17 protein-coding genes are annotated in these 19,515 nt (G+C 72.0%); 8 read left to right on the top strand and 9 right to left on the bottom strand.

From position 1 onward, the window contains the following. Positions 1-20: 20 nt before the first annotated feature. Positions 21-1,553, top strand: coding sequence for a M1 family metallopeptidase (locus tag D1369_RS04565; RefSeq protein ID WP_007386321.1), 1,533 nt, complete (start codon positions 21-23; stop codon positions 1,551-1,553). Positions 1,554-1,873: 320 nt separating this feature from the next. Here the strand turns inward: D1369_RS04565 and D1369_RS04560 are convergent, their stop codons facing one another. The 3 genes from D1369_RS04560 to D1369_RS04550 form a co-directional block, all read right to left on the bottom strand. Continuing rightward, a complete protein-coding gene (locus D1369_RS04560; protein WP_037902193.1) occupies positions 1,874-2,959 on the bottom strand; it encodes a mechanosensitive ion channel family protein in 1,086 nt (361 codons plus the stop codon). Between the two features lie 161 nt (positions 2,960-3,120). Next, positions 3,121-4,644, bottom strand: coding sequence for an amino acid permease (locus D1369_RS04555; protein WP_007386323.1), 1,524 nt, complete (start codon positions 4,642-4,644; stop codon positions 3,121-3,123). Between the two features lie 39 nt (positions 4,645-4,683). Next, entirely contained in the window at positions 4,684-5,673 is a 990-nt protein-coding gene (locus D1369_RS04550) for a hypothetical protein (RefSeq protein WP_118082278.1), read from the bottom strand. Between the two features lie 285 nt (positions 5,674-5,958). Here D1369_RS04550 and D1369_RS04545 point away from each other — a divergent pair, with 285 nt between their 5' ends. The 3 genes from D1369_RS04545 to D1369_RS04535 all read left to right on the top strand — a co-directional run bounded on the left by D1369_RS04545 (position 5,959) and on the right by D1369_RS04535 (position 10,532). Further along, entirely contained in the window at positions 5,959-7,398 is a 1,440-nt protein-coding gene (locus tag D1369_RS04545; protein ID WP_118082277.1) for an FGGY family carbohydrate kinase, read from the top strand. A 112-nt stretch (positions 7,399-7,510) separates the two neighbouring features. Beyond that, positions 7,511-8,932 (top strand): FAD-dependent oxidoreductase, encoded by a 1,422-nt coding sequence (locus tag D1369_RS04540; protein WP_118082276.1) that lies wholly within the window; start codon positions 7,511-7,513, stop codon positions 8,930-8,932. Positions 8,933-9,305: 373 nt separating this feature from the next. After that, positions 9,306-10,532 carry an FAD-dependent oxidoreductase gene (locus D1369_RS04535; protein ID WP_118082275.1) on the top strand — a complete coding sequence of 409 codons (1,227 nt, stop codon included), beginning with the start codon at positions 9,306-9,308 and terminating at the stop codon, positions 10,530-10,532. Positions 10,533-10,548: 16 nt separating this feature from the next. On the opposite strand, the gene D1369_RS04530 is transcribed toward D1369_RS04535, so the two are convergent. Beyond that, a complete protein-coding gene (locus D1369_RS04530) occupies positions 10,549-11,526 on the bottom strand; it encodes a lysylphosphatidylglycerol synthase transmembrane domain-containing protein (RefSeq protein WP_205574456.1) in 978 nt (325 codons plus the stop codon). A 150-nt stretch (positions 11,527-11,676) separates the two neighbouring features. Between D1369_RS04530 and D1369_RS04525 the strand changes: the two genes are divergently transcribed. After that, positions 11,677-13,581, top strand: coding sequence for an ABC transporter ATP-binding protein (locus D1369_RS04525; RefSeq protein ID WP_118082274.1), 1,905 nt, complete (start codon positions 11,677-11,679; stop codon positions 13,579-13,581). 264 nt (positions 13,582-13,845) lie between these two features. Here D1369_RS04525 and D1369_RS04520 read toward each other — a convergent pair whose 3' ends face one another. The 5 genes from D1369_RS04520 to D1369_RS04500 form a co-directional block, all read right to left on the bottom strand. Continuing rightward, entirely contained in the window at positions 13,846-14,418 is a 573-nt protein-coding gene (locus tag D1369_RS04520; RefSeq protein ID WP_007386331.1) for a hypothetical protein, read from the bottom strand. A gap of 197 nt (positions 14,419-14,615) precedes the next feature. Beyond that, positions 14,616-15,254 carry a hypothetical protein gene (locus tag D1369_RS04515; RefSeq protein ID WP_007386332.1) on the bottom strand — a complete coding sequence of 213 codons (639 nt, stop codon included), beginning with the start codon at positions 15,252-15,254 and terminating at the stop codon, positions 14,616-14,618. Further along, entirely contained in the window at positions 15,251-15,961 is a 711-nt protein-coding gene (locus D1369_RS04510; protein WP_007386333.1) for a DUF2071 domain-containing protein, read from the bottom strand. Before D1369_RS04510 ends, D1369_RS04515 begins: the two co-directional genes overlap by 4 nt. Before the next feature lie 175 nt (positions 15,962-16,136). Beyond that, entirely contained in the window at positions 16,137-16,361 is a 225-nt protein-coding gene (locus D1369_RS04505) for a hypothetical protein (RefSeq protein WP_007386334.1), read from the bottom strand. Further along, on the bottom strand, positions 16,334-16,933 hold the full coding sequence (locus tag D1369_RS04500; protein ID WP_007386335.1) for a DUF5994 family protein: 600 nt from the start codon (positions 16,931-16,933) through the stop codon (positions 16,334-16,336). The genes D1369_RS04505 and D1369_RS04500 overlap by 28 nt, the downstream gene beginning before the upstream one ends. A 251-nt stretch (positions 16,934-17,184) precedes the next feature. On the opposite strand from D1369_RS04500, the gene D1369_RS04495 reads away from it, so the two are divergent. From D1369_RS04495 to D1369_RS42805, 3 genes are all read left to right on the top strand, one after another. Continuing rightward, positions 17,185-17,715, top strand: a complete 531-nt coding sequence (locus tag D1369_RS04495) for a DUF5994 family protein (protein WP_007386336.1) — start codon at positions 17,185-17,187, stop codon at positions 17,713-17,715. A gap of 140 nt (positions 17,716-17,855) precedes the next feature. After that, entirely contained in the window at positions 17,856-18,830 is a 975-nt protein-coding gene (locus D1369_RS04490; RefSeq protein ID WP_007386337.1) for a magnesium transporter CorA family protein, read from the top strand. Between the two features lie 273 nt (positions 18,831-19,103). Then, entirely contained in the window at positions 19,104-19,271 is a 168-nt protein-coding gene (locus D1369_RS42805) for a hypothetical protein (protein WP_162950997.1), read from the top strand. Positions 19,272-19,515 lie beyond the last annotated feature (244 nt).

Raw genomic sequence — 19,515 nt, 5'->3', positions numbered from 1 at the left:
CGCCCGAGGGAAAGCAGACCATGAGATATCGCACCAGAGTGACGGCACCGGCAGCTCTGCTCGGCACCGTGGCGGCCCTGTCCGTGGCCGGCCCGGCACACGCGGACCCGGAGACCGGCACCCCTGGCCCGGAGACCCTCGGGGATCCCGTCTTCCCGGGCCTCGGCAACGACGGCTACCGCGTCTCCTCGTACGACCTCGACCTCGCGTACGACGGCACGACCCGGCTGGTCGACGCGACGGCGACCCTGACGCTCACCACCACCCAGGAGCTGAGCCGTCTCTCCCTGGACGCGCTGGGCCTCGACGTGCACGAGGTGCTGCTCGACGGCGTCCCGGCCACCCGGGAGCAGGTCGGCCAGAAGCTGCGGATCACCCCCGCCGCCTCCCTGCCCGCGCGGACCACGGCGACCGTGACCGTGACGTACACGGCGGACCCGCGCGCCGCCCTCGCCCCCACCGCCTGGGTGCCCACCCCGGACGGCTTCGCGCTCTGCCCCCAGCCCAACGCGGCGCACACCGTCTTCCCGTGCAACGACCACCCCTCGGACAAGGCCGACTTCACGTTCCGCATCACGGTCCCGGCGGGCCTCAAGGGCGTCGCGAGCGGCCGGCTGGTGAGCACCGAGGACCTCGGCGACGGCCGGACCGCGTACTGCTACCGGTCCCGGGAGCCGATCGCCACGGAGCTCGTGCAGATCACGGTCGGCGACTACGTGATCAAGGACCGGCAGGGCCCGCACGGACTCCCGCTCCGGGACGTCGTGCCGACCGCGCGGGCCACCGCCCTGGAGCCCGCCCTCGCCCTCACCCCGAACCTGGTGAGCTGGATCGAGCAGCGGCTCGGCGCCTTCCCCTTCGAGACGTACGGCCTGCTGCCCTGCAACAACGACGCCTCGAACGCCTTCGACTTCACGGGCCTGGAGACCCAGACCCTCACCCTGTACAAGCCGAACTTCCTGCTCCAGGCAGAGAAGAGCATCGGCTCGCACATGATGCACGAGCTGGTCCACTCCTACTTCGGCAACAGCGTGAGCCCGGCGACCTGGTCCGATCTGTGGCTCAACGAGGGCCACGCCGACTTCTACGGGCTGCTGTACCGCTACGAGCGCGGTTGGACCGACTCCCTCGGCCTCACCACCATGGAAGCCCGTATGAAGGACACGTACGCGCGCGGCGACCAGTGGCGCAGGACCTCGGGCCCGGTCGCCGCCCCGAACGAGGCCAACCTCTTCGACAGCCAGCGCTACCTCGGCGGCGTCCTCGTCCTGTACGCGCTGCGCCAGCAGGTAGGCGAGGGCGTCTTCGCCGCGATCGAGTCCACGTTCCTGGAGCGCTTCCGCAACGCCTCGGCGTCCACGGAGGACTACATCGCCGTCGCCTCGGAGGTCTCCGGCACCGACCAGTCGGGCTTCCTGCGGGACTGGCTCTACGGCACGAAGACCCCGAGGATGCCCGGTCACCCGGACTGGACGGTGACGCCGGTCAGTTCGGCCCTTCGCCAGCCGCAGAACCGGCCGAGCGCCCCGCACGACAACTCGGCCACCCTGTAGCCGAACCCCGACGGGGCCGGCGCTCCCGATCAGCCCAGGCGGCTCCCGCAGCCACGGCTTCGCGGTGTCGCGGTCGCGAGCCCGGTCCCGGTTGTGCGCACGAGCCGGGCCCGGGGTGCGCCGTTCCGTGACGCCGGTCCGGTCCGGTGCGCAGGGCGTGACCTGGTCGGGCCGCGCGGCGGAGTCAGCCCGGGCGGCTCCCCGCTACTGCGGTCGCGAGCCTGGCCCCGGTTGTGCGGGGGGCCTCCGATCGTTGCTGCGCCACGAGCCGGGCCCGGGGGTGCCGTTTCGCCACGCCGGTCCGGTACGCAGGGCGTGGTCTAGTCGGGCCGTGCGGTGGAGACCTCGCCCGGCTCGATCACCGTCTGCGCGCCGCGCTGGTGCGGAATCGACACCGAGCCCTGCTGGAGGGCCACGGTCCGGGTCGGTGCCGGGATCCGGATGCCCTCCTCGCGGTAGCGCTTGTGCAGCTGCTTGATGAACTCGTGCTTGATGCGGAACTGGTCGCTGAACTCGCCGACGCCCAGGATGACCGTGAAGCCGATCCGCGAGTCGCCGAAGGTGTGGAAGCGGACCAGCGGTTCGTGCTCCGGGACCGCGCCCTCGATCCGCGTCATGACGTCGGTGACGACCTCGCAGGTCACCCGCTCGACATGGTCCAGATCGCTGTCGTACGCCACCCCGACCTGGACCAGGATCGTCAACTGCTGCTCGGGACGCATGAAGTTGGTCATGTTCGTCTTGGCGAGCTCACCGTTGGGGACGACGATCAGGTTGTTGGAGAGCGCGCGGACCGTCGTCTGACGCCAGTTGATGTCCTCGACGTAGCCCTCCTCGCCGCTGGCCAGCCGGATGTAGTCACCGGGCTGGACCGTCTTGGAGGCGAGGATGTGGATGCCCGCGAAGAGGTTGGCGAGGGTGTCCTGGAGGGCCAGCGCGACCGCCAGACCGCCGACGCCGAGGGCGGTGAGCATGGGCGCTATGGAGATGCCGAGGGTCTGGAGCACGACCAGGAAGCCGATCGCCATGACCAGCACCCGGGTGATGTTGACGAAGATCGTGGCCGACCCGGCGACTCCGGAGCGGGACGTCGTGACCGTCCGCACCAGCCCCGCGACCAGCCGGGCCGCCGCCACCGTGACGACGAAGATCAGCAGCACGGTCAGCACCTGGTTGACCGTGCGCTGAACCCCCTTGGTCAGCGGCAGCGCCGCCGCGGCGACGGCGATGCCGCCCGCGATCGCCGCCGAGGGCACCACGGTCCGCAGCGCGGCCACGAGGACGTCGTCGCCGCCCCACTTGGTGCGGTCCGCGTGCTTGCCCAGCCACTTGAGCAGCATGCGCAGCAGGAAGGCCGCCACCAGACCGGCGACCACGGCGATGCCGGCGCCGAGCATGTCGTCCATGGTGAGATCCCGTTGAAATGCCGTCACGTTGCCACCTGTTCGAATATTGCGGGAAGTGCGATCGCGTCGGCCGTGTGAAGGTTCCGTGGCCGACGCGACCGCTCATCCTGCCGTATCCGACACGGGAGTTCGTACCGGGCAGGGCGCCGGATCGCCGGGTTTCAGACGATCCCCTCGGCGAGTTCGGCCTGCTCCCGGTCCGAGTACGCGGCCGTCGTGGGCGTTCCGTACGAACGCCGGGCCACGAACCACCACACCGTGGCGAGAAGCAGGACGACGGCCAGGGCCACGGAGGCGTAGTTCATCGTGTCCACCGTCACCGGCGAGGACTGCGGCAGGCAGAACAGCACCGTCACACAAGCCACCCACACCACGGCCGTCCATCCGATGGGCCTGCTCCACCGGCCCAGGCTCCACGGACCCGGCTGAAAACGACTCCCCGCGCGCAGCCGCAGGAACACGGGAATGGCGTACGCGGGTGTGATGCCGATGACGTTGATCGCGGTCACCGCGCCGTACGCGGTGGCCGAGTACAGCGACGGCAGGGCGAGCACACCGGCGACTACCACCGACAGCCACACGGCGGCGACCGGCGTCTGGGTGCGGGCGCTGACCTTCCGCCAGAGCGCGGACCCCGGCAGGGCCTTGTCCCGGCTGAACGCGAACACCATCCGGCTCGCCGCGGCCACCTCGGCGTTGCCGCAGAACAGCTGGGCCACGATCACCACGACGAGCAGCGCGCTCGCGCCGTCCGTGCCGAGACCGTCCAGCAGGATCTGGGCCGGCGGCACCCCGGTCGCGCTGGCCCGCGTGGCGTCGTAGTCCTGGATCGCGAAGGTGAGCCCCGCGAGCAGCACGAACCCGGCGATCCACGACACCCAGATCGCCCGCACGATGCCCCTGGCCGCCGACACCGAGGCGTTGGAGGTCTCCTCGGACAGGTGGGCGGAGGCGTCGTAGCCGGAGAAGGTGTACTGCGCGAGCAGCAGGCCGATCGCCGCCACGTAGACCGGGTTGTGCCAGCCGGTGTCGTTGACGAACTCCGTGAACACGAAGGACGGGGACCGGTGGCTGTCCGGGACGGTCCACAGGGCGCCGACGATCACCCCCACACCGGCCAGGTGCCACCACACGCTGATCGAGTTGAGCACGGAGACCAGCCGGACGCCGAACAGGTTCAGCACGGCGTGCAGCAACAGGATGCCCACGAAGATCAGCATGGTCTTGCCGGGGGTCGGCTCGAAGCCCCACTGAAGGTTGGCGAACGCGCCCGCGAACAGGGCGGCGCCGTAGTCGATGCCGGCGATCGCGCCGAGCAGCCCGAGCAGGTTCAGCCAGCCCGTGTACCAGCCCCAACGGCGCCCGCCGAGCCGGTCCGCCATGTAGTACAGGGCGCCGGACGTCGGATACGCGCTGGTGACCTCGGCCAGCGCGAGTCCCACGCACAGCACGAACAGGCCGACGCCCGCCCAGCCCCACAGCATCACCGCGGGGCCGCCCGCGCCCATGCCGAAGCCGTACAGGGTCATGCAGCCGGACAGGATCGAGATCACCGAGAAGCTGATCGCGAAGTTGCCGAAGCCGCCCATGCGCCGGGCGAGGACGGGCCGGTAGCCGAGTTCGCGCAGTCGCTGCTCCTCGTCGGGCTGCGGGACTTCCGGGGAGACCGATGGTGCGGACGACATACGGAGACCTCCGATGAAGTGACGGGAGTGGTACGGGAGTCAGGGGCCGTGCGTCGCGGACCGGCTGCGCGCCCGCGCCTGGAGGAAGACCTGTGCACCCTGGCCCCGCTCACCACCGGCGTCGGCACGGTAGGACCACGGCAGGGGCGTGTAGTACGGGCCGAGCGCGTCGAACACCTCGGTCGCCCCCTCGAACCGCAGGGCGCCCCACAGGGCGTGGGCGAGATGGTTGAGGTCGAGCGGGGTGCGCTCCTCGGCGGGGGCCCGCGCGAACCAGGCGTCGTGCGCCCGGTCCGCCTCCCGGATGGCGTCCTCGGCCACCCAGTGCAGGTCGAGCGCGGAACCGGGCCCGGCGCCGCGCCGGTAGCGCTCCACCCGTACGTACAGCGGCAGGACGTGCAGTGCGGACCCCGGCGGGGCGGACCCGGCGGCCCAGTGCGCGAAGCCGACCGCCTCCGCCAGCCGCTCCGACGACGCCTGCGCGTACAGGAACTGGAGCATGCGGTGGTGGGCCTCGCGGTTGTACGGGTCCCGTCTGCCGGCCTCGGCCAGCAGCCCCCAGGGCCCCGGCGGCAGCATCGGCGCCGGCGGCTTCGCCCGGTGCTCCTCCCACAGCCGCCGGTGGTCCAGCTGCGCCAGGGCCAGCAGGCACACCCAGGGCACCGGGTCGTGGGCCGCGACCCGGGCGGCGGTCCGGCTGACGTCCCAGGCCTCGATCCACAGTTCGTGCGTACGGCGGTGCCGCTCGCGCCGGGCCCGCAGCGCGCGCTCCACGGCGACCCGGGCCCGCATCACCGTGGCCGGCACGCTGCCGGGCTCCTCGGTGAGCCAGGTCCGCACGACGTCGGTCCCCGCGGCCGCCGCGGCCAGCACCTGGGTGCGCTGGGTCCACTGCCACCAGGCGGTGGTCCGCTCCAGCAGGGTGCGCATCGACATCCAGCGCCCGGCGCGGACCTCCTGGACGGCCGCGCGCAGCTCCGGGTCGTGGCCGGCGGGATCGTATACGGGGCGTGCTCCTTCTCTGGCCATCACCTGCCCGCCACGGACACGGGACCGGGCAGAACGGCAGGGTGGAGTAACAACAGCCCTCCTCGGGGCGGCGGTTGAGGAGATCGCGTTGGTCGGCGGTCACTATAGGGGCGGGCATTCGACCGCACACCACCTTCCGATCATTCAGAACTGCTTTTCAGAAAAGGGGAGTTGACTGGTGATCAGCCAGTCAACGCGGTCAAGTAACCGCTGGTGGGGGCGGCTTGACGCGGCGCGGACGACGACGGCAGGCTGTCGGACCGTGATCGCTCAGGGAGGGACGTGATGACCGGTCCGGTGCTCGCCGTCGATCAGGGCACATCCGGCACCAAGGCCCTGGTGATCTGTCCCGAACGCGGTGTCCTCGGCACCGGATTCGCCGAGGTGCGCCCCCGCCACCTGCCCGCCGGACGGGTCGAGGCCGACCCCGCGCAGCTGTACGACTCGGTGCTCGAGGCCGGTTCGCGGGCGCTGGCCGAGGCGGGCGAAGCGGTGGTCGCGCTGGGCCTCGCCAACCAGGGCGAGACCGTGCTCGCCTGGGACCCGACGACGGGCCGGCCGCTCACCGACGCGCTCGTGTGGCAGGACCGGCGGGCGGAGTCCGTGTGCTCCGAGCTCTCCTGGTGTGCAGACGAGTTGCGTGCGCTGACCGGGCTTCCGCTCGACCCGTACTTCGCCGCGCCCAAGATGGCCTGGATACGACGGCACCTCACCCGAGAGGGCGTCGTCACCACCAGTGACGCCTGGCTCGTCCACCGGCTCACCGGCGCCTTCGTCACGGACGCCGCCACCGCAGGCCGTACCCAGCTCCTCGACCTGGACCGCGCGCAGTGGTCGGAGCGCGCCCTCGACCTGTACGGCCTCGCGGACGAACGGCTCCCCGAGGTCGTCGACAACGCCCGACAGGTCGGCGTGACAAGGGCGTTCGGCCCGGAGATCCCGCTCACCGGTCTGGCCGTGGACCAGCAGGCCGCCCTGCTCGCCCAGCGCGTCACGGCCCCCGGCGGCGCCAAGTGCACCTACGGAACGGGGGCTTTCCTGCTCGCGCACACCGGGACCGTGCCCCGGCGCGGTGATGCGGGACTGGTGAGCTGTGTGGCCTGGCAGCTCGGCGGGCGGACCGACTACTGCCTCGACGGCCAGGTGTACACGGCCGCGTCCGCGGTCCGCTGGCTCACCGACCTGGGCGTCATCAAGGGCGCAGCCGACCTCGACGCGGTGGGAGGTGCGGTGCCCGACAGCGGCGGGGTCACCTTCGTCCCGGCCCTCGCCGGACTCGCGGCCCCGTGGTGGCGGGGCGACCTGCGGGGCTCCCTCACCGGCCTCGGCCTGGGCACCGGCCCCGGGCAGTTGGTGCGAGCACTGTGCGAAGGCCTGGCGGCACAGGTCGTCCTGCTCGCCGAGGCCGCCGCCACGGAACTCGGCGCGCCGCTGGACGCCCTGCGCGTCGACGGCGGCCTCACTCGCTCCACCCTCCTCATGCAGACCCAGGCGGACCTGCTGCAACGCCCCGTGGAGGTGTCGGCACTGCCGGACGCGACGGCGCTGGGCGTGGGCAGCCTGGCCCGCCTCGGCGCGGAACCCGGCCTGGAGGTGACGGACGTCCTGCCGGACTGGAAACCGGCCGCGGTGTACGAACCGAGGGTGTCGTCCGAGGAAGCGGCGGAGCGACTGGCCGTGTTCCAAGCCGCTGTGAACGCGCTTCTCGAAGGGGCGGACGGATGAAGGGGGCGCGATCCGCGCTCGCTCGTCCGCAGCGCCGTCGTGGCAGGTCGCGCCGTTCCCCGCGCCCCTTCCGGGCACTGCCGTGCTCCTTCCCGTGCGCAGGCACCCCCGCATGACGACTCCTGCGCACGGCGCGGTCACCCGGCACGGGCCGTTGCCCTCGCCGCCCTACGACATCACGGTCATCGGCGCCGGAGTCGTCGGCAGCGCGATCGCCCGGAGCCTCGCCCACCACCCGCACCTGCGCATCGCGCTCGTCGAGGCGGAGGCCGACGTGGGACAGGGCTCCTCGAAGGCCAACACCGCCATCCTGCACACCGGTTTCGACGCCACCCCCGGCTTCCTGGAGGCACGCCTGGTCCGCGAGGGCGCCAGGCTGCTCGCCGCGTACGCGGCAGCGACCGGCATCCCCGTGGAACCCGTGGGCGCGCTCCTCGTCGCCTGGGACGAGGAGCAACTCGCCGCGCTGCCCCGGCTGGCGGAGAAAGCCGAGCGCAACGACTGCACGGACACCCGCCTGATCGGCCCCGCTGAGCTCTACGACCGCGAGCCGCACCTCGGCCCCGGCGCGCTGGGCGCCCTGCACGTGCCCGGCGAAAGCATCATCTGTCCCTGGACCACGACTCTGGCGTACGCCACCCAGGCCGTCCGGCACGGAGTCGACCTGCACCTCAACGCCCGCGTGGAGCAGGCCGCTCACGTGAACGGCACCCACCACCTGACGACCTCACGTGGCCCCCTGCGCACCCGCTGGCTCGTCAACGCCGCCGGCCTGCACGCCGACACCCTCGACCGCGCCCTCGGCCACGACGACTTCAGCGTCGCCCCGCGCCGCGGCCAGCTCCTCGTCTTCGACAAGTTCGCCCGCGACCTCGTACGGCACATTCTGCTGCCGGTACCCACCGCACTCGGCAAGGGCGTTCTGGTCGCTCCCACCGTGTACGGCAACGTCCTCCTCGGCCCCACCGCCGAGGACCTGGACGACAAGCGGGCCACCTTGACCACCGCCGACGGCCTGGAAGGACTCCGCGACAAGGGCCGCCGCATCCTCCCCGGCCTGCTCGACGAGGAGGTCACCGCCGTCTACGCGGGCCTGCGCGCCGCCACCGAGCACGAGGACTACCGCATCTCGGCCCATCCCGAGCAGGCGCACGTCACCGTCGGCGGCATCCGATCGACCGGACTGACCGCGTCGCTGGCCATCGCCGCGCACGTGACGAGCCTGCTCGCCGAGGCCGGCCTTGCCCTCGGCCCGGCCACGGACCTGGACCCCATCCGCATGCCCAACCTCGGCGAGGCCTTCCCGCGCCCCTACCAGCGGCCCGAACTCATCGCCGCAGACCCGGAGTACGGCACCCTCGTCTGCCACTGCGAGCGCGTGACCCGCGGCGAGATCCGCGACGCCCTCACGGGCCCGATCCCCCCGGCCGACCTCGACGGACTCCGCCGCCGGACCCGGGCCCGGGCAGGGCGGTGCCAGGGGTTCTACTGCGGGGCCGTGGTGCGGGAGTTGTTCGAGGGGGCGCGGAAGTGAGCGGGGGGTGGGGGCCGTTCGCGGGGGCGGCGACGGGGGAACGCCGACTTTCGGTGGCGCGCGGGGATGTCCAGTCTTGGGAGGGGCAGGGGCAGGTCCGGCCCCGGGCGTCCCGCAGGCAGGTCGGGTGGTGGGTGGCGCGCGGGGATGGCCGGTCTTGGACCGGGCGCGGGTGGGCTTGGCCGAGGGTGCCGCGTGCGCGGGTCCAGTCTTGGGCGACGCGCGGGGATGTCCGGCCTTGGTCGCGGCGTGGGCGGCCCCGGCCCCCGGCGCCACGCAGGCTCGCCCGGACCCAGGCGCCACGCGGGCAGGCCCAGTCCGCGGCGCCGCGCGGGCAGGTCCGGCCCCCCGCTCCGCGTGAAAGGGGCCGCTCATGACCGGCGACCGCCACGTCGATGTCCTGATCGTCGGTGCCGGTCCCGCCGGGCTGGCGGCGGCCGCTCGGCTGGCTGATGCTCAGGTGGCCCACGTCGAGGTCCTGGACCGGGAACAGCAGGCCGGAGGAGTGCCGCGGCACTGTGCCCACGGCGGTTACGGCAGCTGGTCGCGGCACCTGACCGGCCCCGCCTACGCCCGGCTCCTCGTCACGGCCGCCGAGCGCGCCGGAGCCGTCGTACGCACCGGAGTCACCGCCCTCGACTGGGCGGGCCCGCTGTCGCTGCACACCGTCGGCCCGGGCGGACCGGAGACGATCCGGGCGCGGGCGGTGGTCCTGGCCACCGGTGCCCGCGAACGCCCGCGCTCCGCACGGCTCGTCCCCGGCACCCGCCCGGCCGGAGTCCTCACCACGGGCGAACTCCAGCAGGCCGTGCACCTCCACGGACAGCACATCGGGGAGCGCGCGGTCGTGGTCGGCGCCGAGGGCGTCTCCTACGCGGCCGCCGCCACCGTACGGGCCGCCGGAGCGGTGGTCGTCGCCATGCTCACCGACCTGCCGCGCGCCCGGACCACACCCACCCGCGCCGCCGACGCCCGACTCCGGCAAGGGATTCCGCTTCTCACCGGCGCCACGGTCACCGAACTCCTCGGACACGCACGGCTGTCGGGCGTCCGCGTACGGCACCGTGACGGCAGAACGGCCGTACTGCCCTGCGACACCGTCGTGTTCACCGGCGACTTCGTGCCCGATCACGAACTCGCCCGGCGCGGCGGCCTGACCCTGGACACCGGCACCCTGGGCCCGGCCGTCGACGGGTCGCTGCGCACCTCACGGCCCGGCGTGTTCGCGGTCGGCAGTGTGCTGCACCCCGTGGAGAGCGCGGCGACCGCGGCCCGCGAGGGGGCACACGTGGCCGGTGCCGTGCTGGAGACGCTGGCCGGAGCCGAACACCCGGAGGGCGTCCCCCTGTCGGTGGGACCGCCGCTGCGCTGGATCGTCCCGAACCGGGTCACCCCGGCCGAGAGCGGTCTGCCGTACCTCCTGCGCACCACGGCCTCTCTGACCCGCCCGCTCCTTCAGGTCACCCAGGACGGCCGCACGCTGCACCGCCAACGCCTGGCCAGGGCGCTTCCCTATCGGCCCCTTGTCCTGAGCGCACGGTGGACCCACCTGGTCGACCCCGAGGGCGGCCCCGTGCGGGTGACGCTCGGCGACCGGTGAACGACCCGGCCGCCGGTCAGATCACCTTCAGCCGCACCAGCGCACCCAGCGTCAGCGCCCCCGGCACCAGCGGCACCCAGACCGTGATGATCCGGTAGGCGAGCACCACCGCCGTGGCCACGGCCACTGGGCCGCCGGCCGCCACCAGCGCCACCACCAGGGCCGCCTCCACCGAGCCGACTCCGCCCGGCGTGGGCACCAGGGCCACCGCACAGGTCGCGGCCAGATACGCGACGGCCATGTGCACGGGCGCCACCGGCAGCCCGAGCGCCTGTCCCACCGCGGCGAAACCGGCCGCCTGGAGGGCCGGGAAGGCGAGCGAACCGCCCCACAGGGCGAACGCCCGGGACGGCATGGCGTGCACCGAGCGGGCCTCGCACAGGGCGGTCCGCAGGAAGGAGCCCACCGCCGTCCGCACCCGGCGGACACCGGCGAGGACACCCACGGCCGTCACCAGGACGGCGCCCAGGCCCAGCAGCAGCGGACCGGCCGCCGTGTCGGGCAGCAGCGCGCCGAACCGCAGCGCGTCCGGGAAGGCCACGAAGAGCACGGTCAGCAGGGCGAGCCGGCCGACCGACTCCGCCAGCAGATACAGGGCCAGCGCGGCCGAGGAGCGGGCGAGCGGAACCCCGCACACGGTCATGAACCGCAGGTTGACCGCGCCCGCGCCGAGGCCCGTAGGCAGCAGATGGTTGGCCGCGCCCGCCGCGAACTGCGTGGCCAGCAGTCGCCGCCGGGGCAGCCGCGCCACCACGGCGCCCTGCCGGGTGAAGGAGGCGGCCACCCACGTCAGACAGGTGGTACCGGTCGCCGCCGCGAGCCATGGCCACTCGGCGTTGCGCAGGTGACCGAAGCCCTCGACGAGCACGGAACGGTGCCGCACCGCCACGACGGTGACCAGCAGGAGAGGGACCAGACACAGGATCTGACGGATACGGCGGACGGGGAGGCGCTGGGGAGGGCGTCCCTGGGGGAGTTCTGCTACCGCAGTCACACCAGGAGAGGTTTTCCCCGCCGCGCCAACGGCGGGTTGCGGAAGCGGGACCAGGGTCTTACGTGCGGTCATCGAGTCCTTCGGTCGGGCGGTTGACGATCGGGCGTTGACCTCAACAACGCTTGAGGTCGTACGTTCTCTCCCATGAGCATGGAGACCACAGCGTGGACACAGCTGCACAGTGTCATGAACGCCGAGCAGGAACGCCGCCCGTTCGCCCGCGCGACACTGCGCCGCATCGGCGCCTTCGCCCGCCCGCACCGTACCCGAATCGCCCGTTTCGTCGTGCTCGGGGTGGCGACCGCGCTCCTGGCCGTGGCCACGCCCGTACTGGCGGGCAACGTCGTGGACGCGATCGTGTCGGGCGACGACGAGGGCAAGGTCGTACGTCTGGCCCTGCTCATCGCCCTCATTGCGGTCGCCGAGGCGGCGCTCGGCATCCTCGCCCGACGCCTGTCGGCCTCGCTCGGGGAGGGACTCATCCTCGATCTGCGCACGGCTGTGTTCGATCATGTGCAGCGCATGCCGGTCGCGTTCTTCACACGCACTCGTACGGGAGCGCTCGTCTCCCGTCTCAACAACGACGTCATCGGCGCCCAGCGCGCCTTCAGCAACACGCTGTCCGGCGTGGTCAGCAACCTGGTCACCCTGCTGCTGACCCTTGTGGTGATGCTCACCCTGTCCTGGCAGATCACCCTGCTCGCGCTCGCGCTGCTCCCGCTGTTCGTGATCCCCGCCCGGCGCATGGGCAGCCGGATGGCCCGGATGCAGCGGGAGGCGGCCACCCTGAACGCGGCCATGGGCACCCGCATGACCGAGCGCTTCTCCGCACCCGGCGCCACCCTCGTCAAGCTCTTCGGCCGCCCCGAGCAGGAGTCCGTGGAGTTCGCGGCCCGCGCCCGTCAGGTGGCCGACATCGGCGTGCGCACGGCCACCGCCCAGTCGGTGTTCATCACCGCCCTGACGCTGGTCTCCGCCCTCGCCCTCGCCCTGGTGTACGGCCTCGGCGGCTGGTTCGCCCTGCGCGGCAGCCTGGAACCCGGTGCCGTGGTCTCCCTCGCCCTGCTCCTGACCCGCATGTACGCCCCGCTCACCGCCCTGGCCGGCGCCCGTGTCGAGGTGATGAGCGCGCTGGTCAGCTTCGAGCGGGTCTTCGAGGTGCTCGACCTGAAGCCGCTGATCGCGGAGAAACCGGACGCCCGTGAGGTTCCCGAAGGACCGGTCGCCGTCGAGTTCGAGGACGTCCGCTTCGGCTACCCCTCCGCCGACAAGGTCTCCCTCGCCTCCCTTGAGGAAGTCGCCTCCCTCGACACCCGCGGCGGCGCCGAGGTCCTGCACGGCGTCTCCTTCCGCGCCGAACCCGGCCAGACGATCGCCCTCGTCGGCTCGTCCGGCGCCGGCAAGTCCACCGTCGCGCAACTGCTGCCGCGGCTCTACGACGTCGACGAGGGCGCCGTCCGCATCGGTGGCGTCGACGTCCGCGACCTGACCGCCGGCTCCCTGCGCGCCACCCTCGGCATGGTCACCCAGGACGGCCACCTCTTCCACGACACCGTCCGCGCCAACCTGCTCCTGGCCCGCCCGGAGGCGAGCGAGAGCGAGCTGTGGGACGCCCTGCGCCGCTCCCGCCTGGACACGCTCGTACGGTCCCTGCCCGACGGCCTCGACACCGTGGTCGGCGAGCGGGGCTACCGGCTCTCCGGCGGTGAACGCCAGCGCATGACCATCGCCCGGCTGCTGCTGGCCCGCCAGCGGGTCGTCATCCTCGACGAGGCCACCGCCCACCTGGACAACACCTCGGAGGCCGCCGTCCAGGAGGCGCTCACCGAGGCGCTGGAGGGCAGGACAGCCATCGTGATCGCCCACCGTCTGTCCACGATCCGCACGGCCGACCTGATCCTGGTGGTCGAGGACGGGCAGATCGCCGAGCGGGGCACCCACGAGGAACTCCTCGCCCTCGACGGCCGGTACGCGGAGCTCTACCGGACCCAGTTCACCGCACAGGACGGCGGCGGGATGCCGGAGATCGCGACGGCGGGCGAGGCCGTGGCCTAGGTGTATGGCCGCCTCGGCCCCGGTGTCAGCACGTGAGCCGGTGCCTTTGGCCCGCACGCCCTCCGGTCAGCAGGATGGTGGCGTCGTCGGTCGGGGTCGACGGGCTCGACGTCGAGCTGGACCGCCAGTTGCGCAACTGGCGGTCCAGAGGGATGCCTTGGAGAAACACAATGGGCCAGACGTGCGAGATCCGTCTCCGCCGCCCGGGCGAGCACTCCCGCGCCGCCCGCGGCACCCCGTCTCGTACGGGCGCAGACCGGCAGTTCAGGTGGCTGTGTTGGTCCTCGCCGCGGGCGTCGACGCAGGGTGCGGCCGCGTCGCGGGAAACAGCAGGGCCGTGGCGGCCCGCGCATGCAGCGAGTCCAACGTCTTGATCTGCCGCACCGCCCTGCGCAGCAGCTCCTCCAGCCGGTCGGCGTCCAGACGCGAGTCCTGTGCCGACGCGGCGAGCAGCCCGCGCCACAGCGAGGCCTTGCCCTGTGCCCCCAGCCGCAGCGCTTCGAGCTCGACCAGCAGGGCCAGGCCGGAGCGGCGCAACAGGCGGCCGTTGGGCTTCATCCGGGCGACCTTCTCGCCCAGCCACGCCCCGTACGTCTTGTAGCGCCGCACGGGTACGTCGAGGTCGGCGAGGAGGCGTACCAGGGCCTGCCGGTCCTGGGAGACCTCCTTCCTGAGGGTCTCCAGCGTCTCGCCGTAGGGCGAGCCACTGTGCTCCTGAGCCATACGACCTGCGAGTTCGACGCCTGCCGTCGCGCCGGCCAGGTGGTCGTTGAGATAGATCACCAGCCGTTTGTGCCGCGTCGGACCGTCGAGCGAGGTCGGTGCCGTCGTGTTCATGATTTCCCTCTGGTTGCCGGAGTCGTGTGACCGTCTCCGAGTGCCTCGACCGGGCCGGTCAACCACTGGCGTGCCGCTAATCCTCACGTACCGGCGCGACCGGCCTCCTCGTCGGAGCCCTCACTCAGGGTCGGCCTCTCTGTCGAGGTACGTGGTGGTGCGTCTCCGGACGGCCGGGTACCCCTGCCCGTACGTCGTCACTCAGGGGGCAGGTCCACCGTTGTCGTGACGCGGGTGAGCGAGGGGTTCCTCGGCACGGACCCGAACCCGAAGCGCACGGGCGGGACGACGGGCGCCGCCGCCCCGAGGTCGACGCCCTCGAAACGCCCCGACACCGCGTGGACGGGCCGCAGGTCCCTGGCCCCGTACCACTCGCGGCGGCCCGCCCGCGCACTGCCACGCGTGCGCACGCCGGGCAGCAGCACGGAGGCGGGAAGGGAGGTGAGCGCGCACCAGGCCGGCTGCCGGGCGAGCACGCCGGGCACCGCGCACAGCAGCAGCCCCAGAAGCCGTCGGCGGCCCGCGGTGAAACGCAGGTCGAGCGGCCCTGCCGTGACGCTCCAGATGTCACCGGTGACGCGCACGCCGACCGGGAGGACACGCACCGTGTCGAAGACGTAGGTGCCACTGACGAAATCCGCCGTCTCCCGGGTGGGAGCGAGCAGCAGCCGTTCCCCGTCCGGCCGCTCCAGCATCACGTCGCTGAACGGCCCGAACGGCGACCGGGGCCAGTGCCCCAGCACGACCCGGGTCCCGGACGCCGTACCCAGGCCGGCGATCCAGCCGTCGAAACGCAGCCGCCCGCCGTGGGTCACTGTGCCCGGCGGCCCGCTCACGGGGAAGACGTCCGGGAGGCCCCCAGCCGGACGTGCTCGACCCCCGGGGAGAAGTGCACGACGGGCCCGTCGAGCGGGGAGGGCAGGCCCGCCGCGGAGGTCAGCGTCTCCTCCAGCACGTCGACGACCGCACGGGCCAGCGGCCAGGGTTCGTGTTCCACCGGTGTCTCCCACAGACGCCCGAGCCGGCGGGTGTACGCGCGCCAGCGCGAGGTCAGCCACACGTCCCGCTCGGTCGGCTGGAGGGGGTCGCCGGGACGGACGCGCAGCCGGTACGAGACACCGCGCGCCCCTCGCGATCCGGCGTACGAGACGGTGGCACCGTCGGTGGCCACCCGCAGGTGCCCCAGGTGGTACGGCGCCCCGACCGCACGAGCCGCCAGCATCAGCGGGCAGGCCACCTCGATGGACAGGAACCAGATCCCGTCCCGGCCGTCCTCGCGCCGCGCGTAGGTCCGCAGGTTGGTCTCCGCGAACGGCGGGAGCCCAGGTACCGAGGCAGGGAGGCCTGCGGGGCGCACGCCCGACATGACGAACGGAGTGAAACCCACCCACGCCGCCCCGTCGTACTCGTCCACGGTCAGTTCCGGCGGCAGGAGAGCCTGCACGGCCTCCGGGCGGAAGGGCCAGTGCACGAACGTCTGCCGCAGCCAGCGCGCCCGCACGGCCGGCACCCGCACGCGCTGCTCCGCTCCGTACGCCACCACGACCGCCGGGTCCCCCTACGGGAACCACGGAAACGCGCGGGCAGGGGGAGGTCTGACCGGGCCGGAACCCTCCCGGCCGGGTGAACGGCCAGCTCCTGCGCGCCCCGCGACGGCAGCGAAGTGGTGTCGACCACGTACGACCGGATCCGCGCGGAGTTTTTCCGACGCATCGGAATCAGCGGCTGTCCTCTCGATGCTCACTGTGTGTGGCGTCGGTAGGAGGGCCCTTCGGCACGGCGGCACCTGCGCTCTTACGGGTCCGCCGACCGATTCCCGGTAGGGCGTCGCTGTAGTGGAACGCCCTGATCCTTTCGTCATGCTGTGTGTTGAGCCGGTGGATCAGGATCAATCCCACGATGATCACGAGAATGATCACGACGACGGTGACGGCGGTCTCCACGTCCTCACCTCCTCGGGACGGGGGTGGAACTTCGAGATCCCGATCGCGGCTCCGTCAGCCGAAGCGGCTCCGCCGTCGGTCTCCCATTTCTCTTCCCGGCTATGAGCCTCTGCCGCGTCCTGTCTGATGGCCTCGTCGGCCATCAGACCGCCGGCGGTGCGGATGCCTCCCGGAGAGGTTGCCGCTGCCATCAGCCGGGCGGCGGCGGCCGGTTCCGCCTCCGGAGGGATCACCAGCAGGTCCAGGCGGCCCACCGTGTAGGAGAGGAGGATCACCTTGCTCGGGTCCTGCTCGGCGGCGAACCAGCCGACATGCACCGTGTGGCCCGTGACGGGGACCTTGCGCGGGATGACGGGCCAGTGGGTCGGGTTCACGGTGACGTGGGTGATCCGGCCCCAGCACGCGTCCAGTGCGTCTGTCAGAGTGGGGATCTCGCGGAGGAGATCACGGGAGCGGGGCCACCATGCGCCGTCCAGGAGACCTGGAACCGAACCGGTCGGGGTCAGGGACAGCCGGGCCGCCGCCGGAGGCAGGCGCTCTTCGATGATCGTGGGTTCGATGGTCGCGGTCATGACGCGGACCTGTCCCCGGGCCTCCTCTCGGAGGCCGGTGTTGTTGCTCACCGGAAACGGCACCGACATGGCGGCCGGTGTGCGAAGTACTCCCGGTCCTTTCACTCTACGCCGCTACGGAGGTCCGGGACGTGTGCGTGAGCAGGCAGTCCACCGTCGCGCAGCCGCTGCGGCGGGGCACGGCTTACGGTGAGAGGACGAAGTCCCGCGTTCGGCGGCGGCACCGCTTCCCGCAGACAGGCGGACACACCATGAGCGAATCCGACATCCCTCGCGCTCCCCGTCTTCTGCCGGACGCGATCCATCGGGCCGCTGAACCCGGGACGGTCCTTCTGCGGTTGGAGACGACACGGTCCCGGGAAGGCAACCTCGACGGTGCGTGGTGGCCGCGTTCCCGCGACATCGGTGCTGAGCTGCCCGACCTCGTCCACGCGCTGACCGTGCACCTCGGCTCCATCACGCGGGTCGGTCTGGACGCCACCGCTTGGGATGAACTTCCCCCGCGCTTGGTGATCGACGACCAGGTCGTCCGTATCGACTCCTTTCCGGTGGGTGACGACACCGTCCTGATCACTCGCGGCGATCAGGACCACTTCTCCCTTCTCGTGGTCCCGCCCGACGCGACAGTCGAGGCCGCCCGTGCCGCGATGGCCAGGGCTGTCCGGGCCGACAACGTCACCGATGCCGCACAGATCCTCATCGACACCGGCACCCGTCAGGCATACACGGTCCCCGTGGAGGGCCTTCGGAGCGGTGGGGAACGCCACGATTCCGAGGAATGACCTCCGGAGCTCCGGGCGGGCGTAGGGCTGTATGTGCCGGGCGGTGCCCTCAAGGCGATCGAGGGGCGGTGCCCCCGTCGGAGTGGACGCCCGGTCGTGGTGTCCGCCGGAGCTCCGCCGGTGCCGTTAGGGTGCGCGACGTGGCCCGTACCCGGCTGTACCGCGACGGCTCCCTGGCCGAGGAGGACTTCCCGGTCCGGGACATCTCCCGGTGTCTGGAGGACCCGTCCACCACCGTGTGGTTGGACCTGTACCGCCCGGACCGCGCCGAGTTCACGGCGGTCGGCGAGGAACTCGGTCTGCACGAGCTGGCTCTCGAGGACGCGCTGCACGAGGGACAGCGGGCGAAACTCGACAACTACCGCACCCACCACTTCCTCAGTGTCTACGCGGTCGCCGTCGACCCGGACGGCGTGGGACTGACGATGAGCGAGCTCGCGGTCATCCTTACTCCGCAGGCGCTGATCACGGTCCGCAAGGACGCAGCGTTCGCCCTCGACGAGCTGGTCGCCCGCTGGGACCGCACCCCGGCTCTGGCGGCGCACGGGGTCGCCTTTCTGCTCCACGGTCTGCTCGACCATGTCGTCGACGGGCACTTCGCCGCGGTACGGCAGCTCGACGAACGTATCGAGGAACTGGACGCTCTGCTCTTCGCCGAAGGCGGCCGGCAGATCCAGACCGTACAGCGCCAGTCCTACGCCCTGCGGAAATCACTGGTCCGGCTCCGCCGCGTGGTCCTGCCCATGCGGGAGGTCGTCAACGCCCTCATGCGCCTCGACCTCGACGTCGTCGACGGGCCCCTGATGCCGTACTACCGAGACGTGTACGACCACGTGCTGCGGGCCGGCGAGTGGACGGAGTCGCTGCGCGACCTGGTGGCCTCGGTGATGGAGACCAACCTGTCGGTGCAGGCGAACCGGATGAACCTGATCATGAAGAAGGTGACGAGCTGGGCCGCGATCATCGCCGTGCCCACCGCGATCACCGGCTTCTACGGACAGAACCTTCCCTACCCCGGCTTCGCACACCAGTCGGGTTTCATCGTGTCCAGCGCCGTCATCGTCGTTGCCTCTCTGACGCTGTACTTCGTTTTCAAGAACGGGGACTGGCTCTGATCGCACCCGCCCCTGGACGGCTTTCTCACATGCCGATGATCAGGCCGTTGATGCCACCGGCCGCTGCCGGTATCGCAGCGGGTGTCACGCAGGTACCGCCCTCGTACTCCCGACTCTCGTCCGGATCGAGTGGCCGGTCGGCCGTGGAGGCTGGTCCACGGGCAGGAGTAGGCTGAAAACGTCGAGGGCTCGTCGTACGCCAGTGTCCGGACCGGTCTCGTCCTCGTCACAAGAGAGATGTGGGCCGCTCAGGTCCGGGTCAGGTTCCGCCCTATGACATCCGAAGCCCCGCACCGCCCGCCCCGTCCCGAGGCCGAGCGCGAACCGAGCGGACAGGGCCGCGTGGAGGGGCAGTTATCCCGGCGCCTCGGGAACGGGGACGCGGGGCTCGAATCGAGCAGATCGGCCACCCATCGCACCGACCAGGGCGAGATCGCCTGACGGGTCCGCCGCCCACTCTCCACGTCCACCAGCCCAACTGGCTCCCGTAGCACCGTCCGTGCGACTCGCATTCGCTCTCAGCGATGCCGTTGCCACACCCACGCCGAAGAGGCGCAGCCCAAGACCCCGGCCGCACCGTCGTCACCGAGGTCGAGGACCGCGCATGTCTCTCCACATCCTCCGCTCCCCGTCAGTCGTCCCGCCGTCCCCGGAGCACGACGGACCGTTGCGGGGACTGGGGGAT

The sequence above is a fragment of the Streptomyces sp. CC0208 genome (assembly GCF_003443735.1).
GTDB lineage: Bacteria > Actinomycetota > Actinomycetes > Streptomycetales > Streptomycetaceae > Streptomyces > Streptomyces sviceus.
This window is presented reverse-complemented; position numbering and strand designations above follow the sequence as displayed.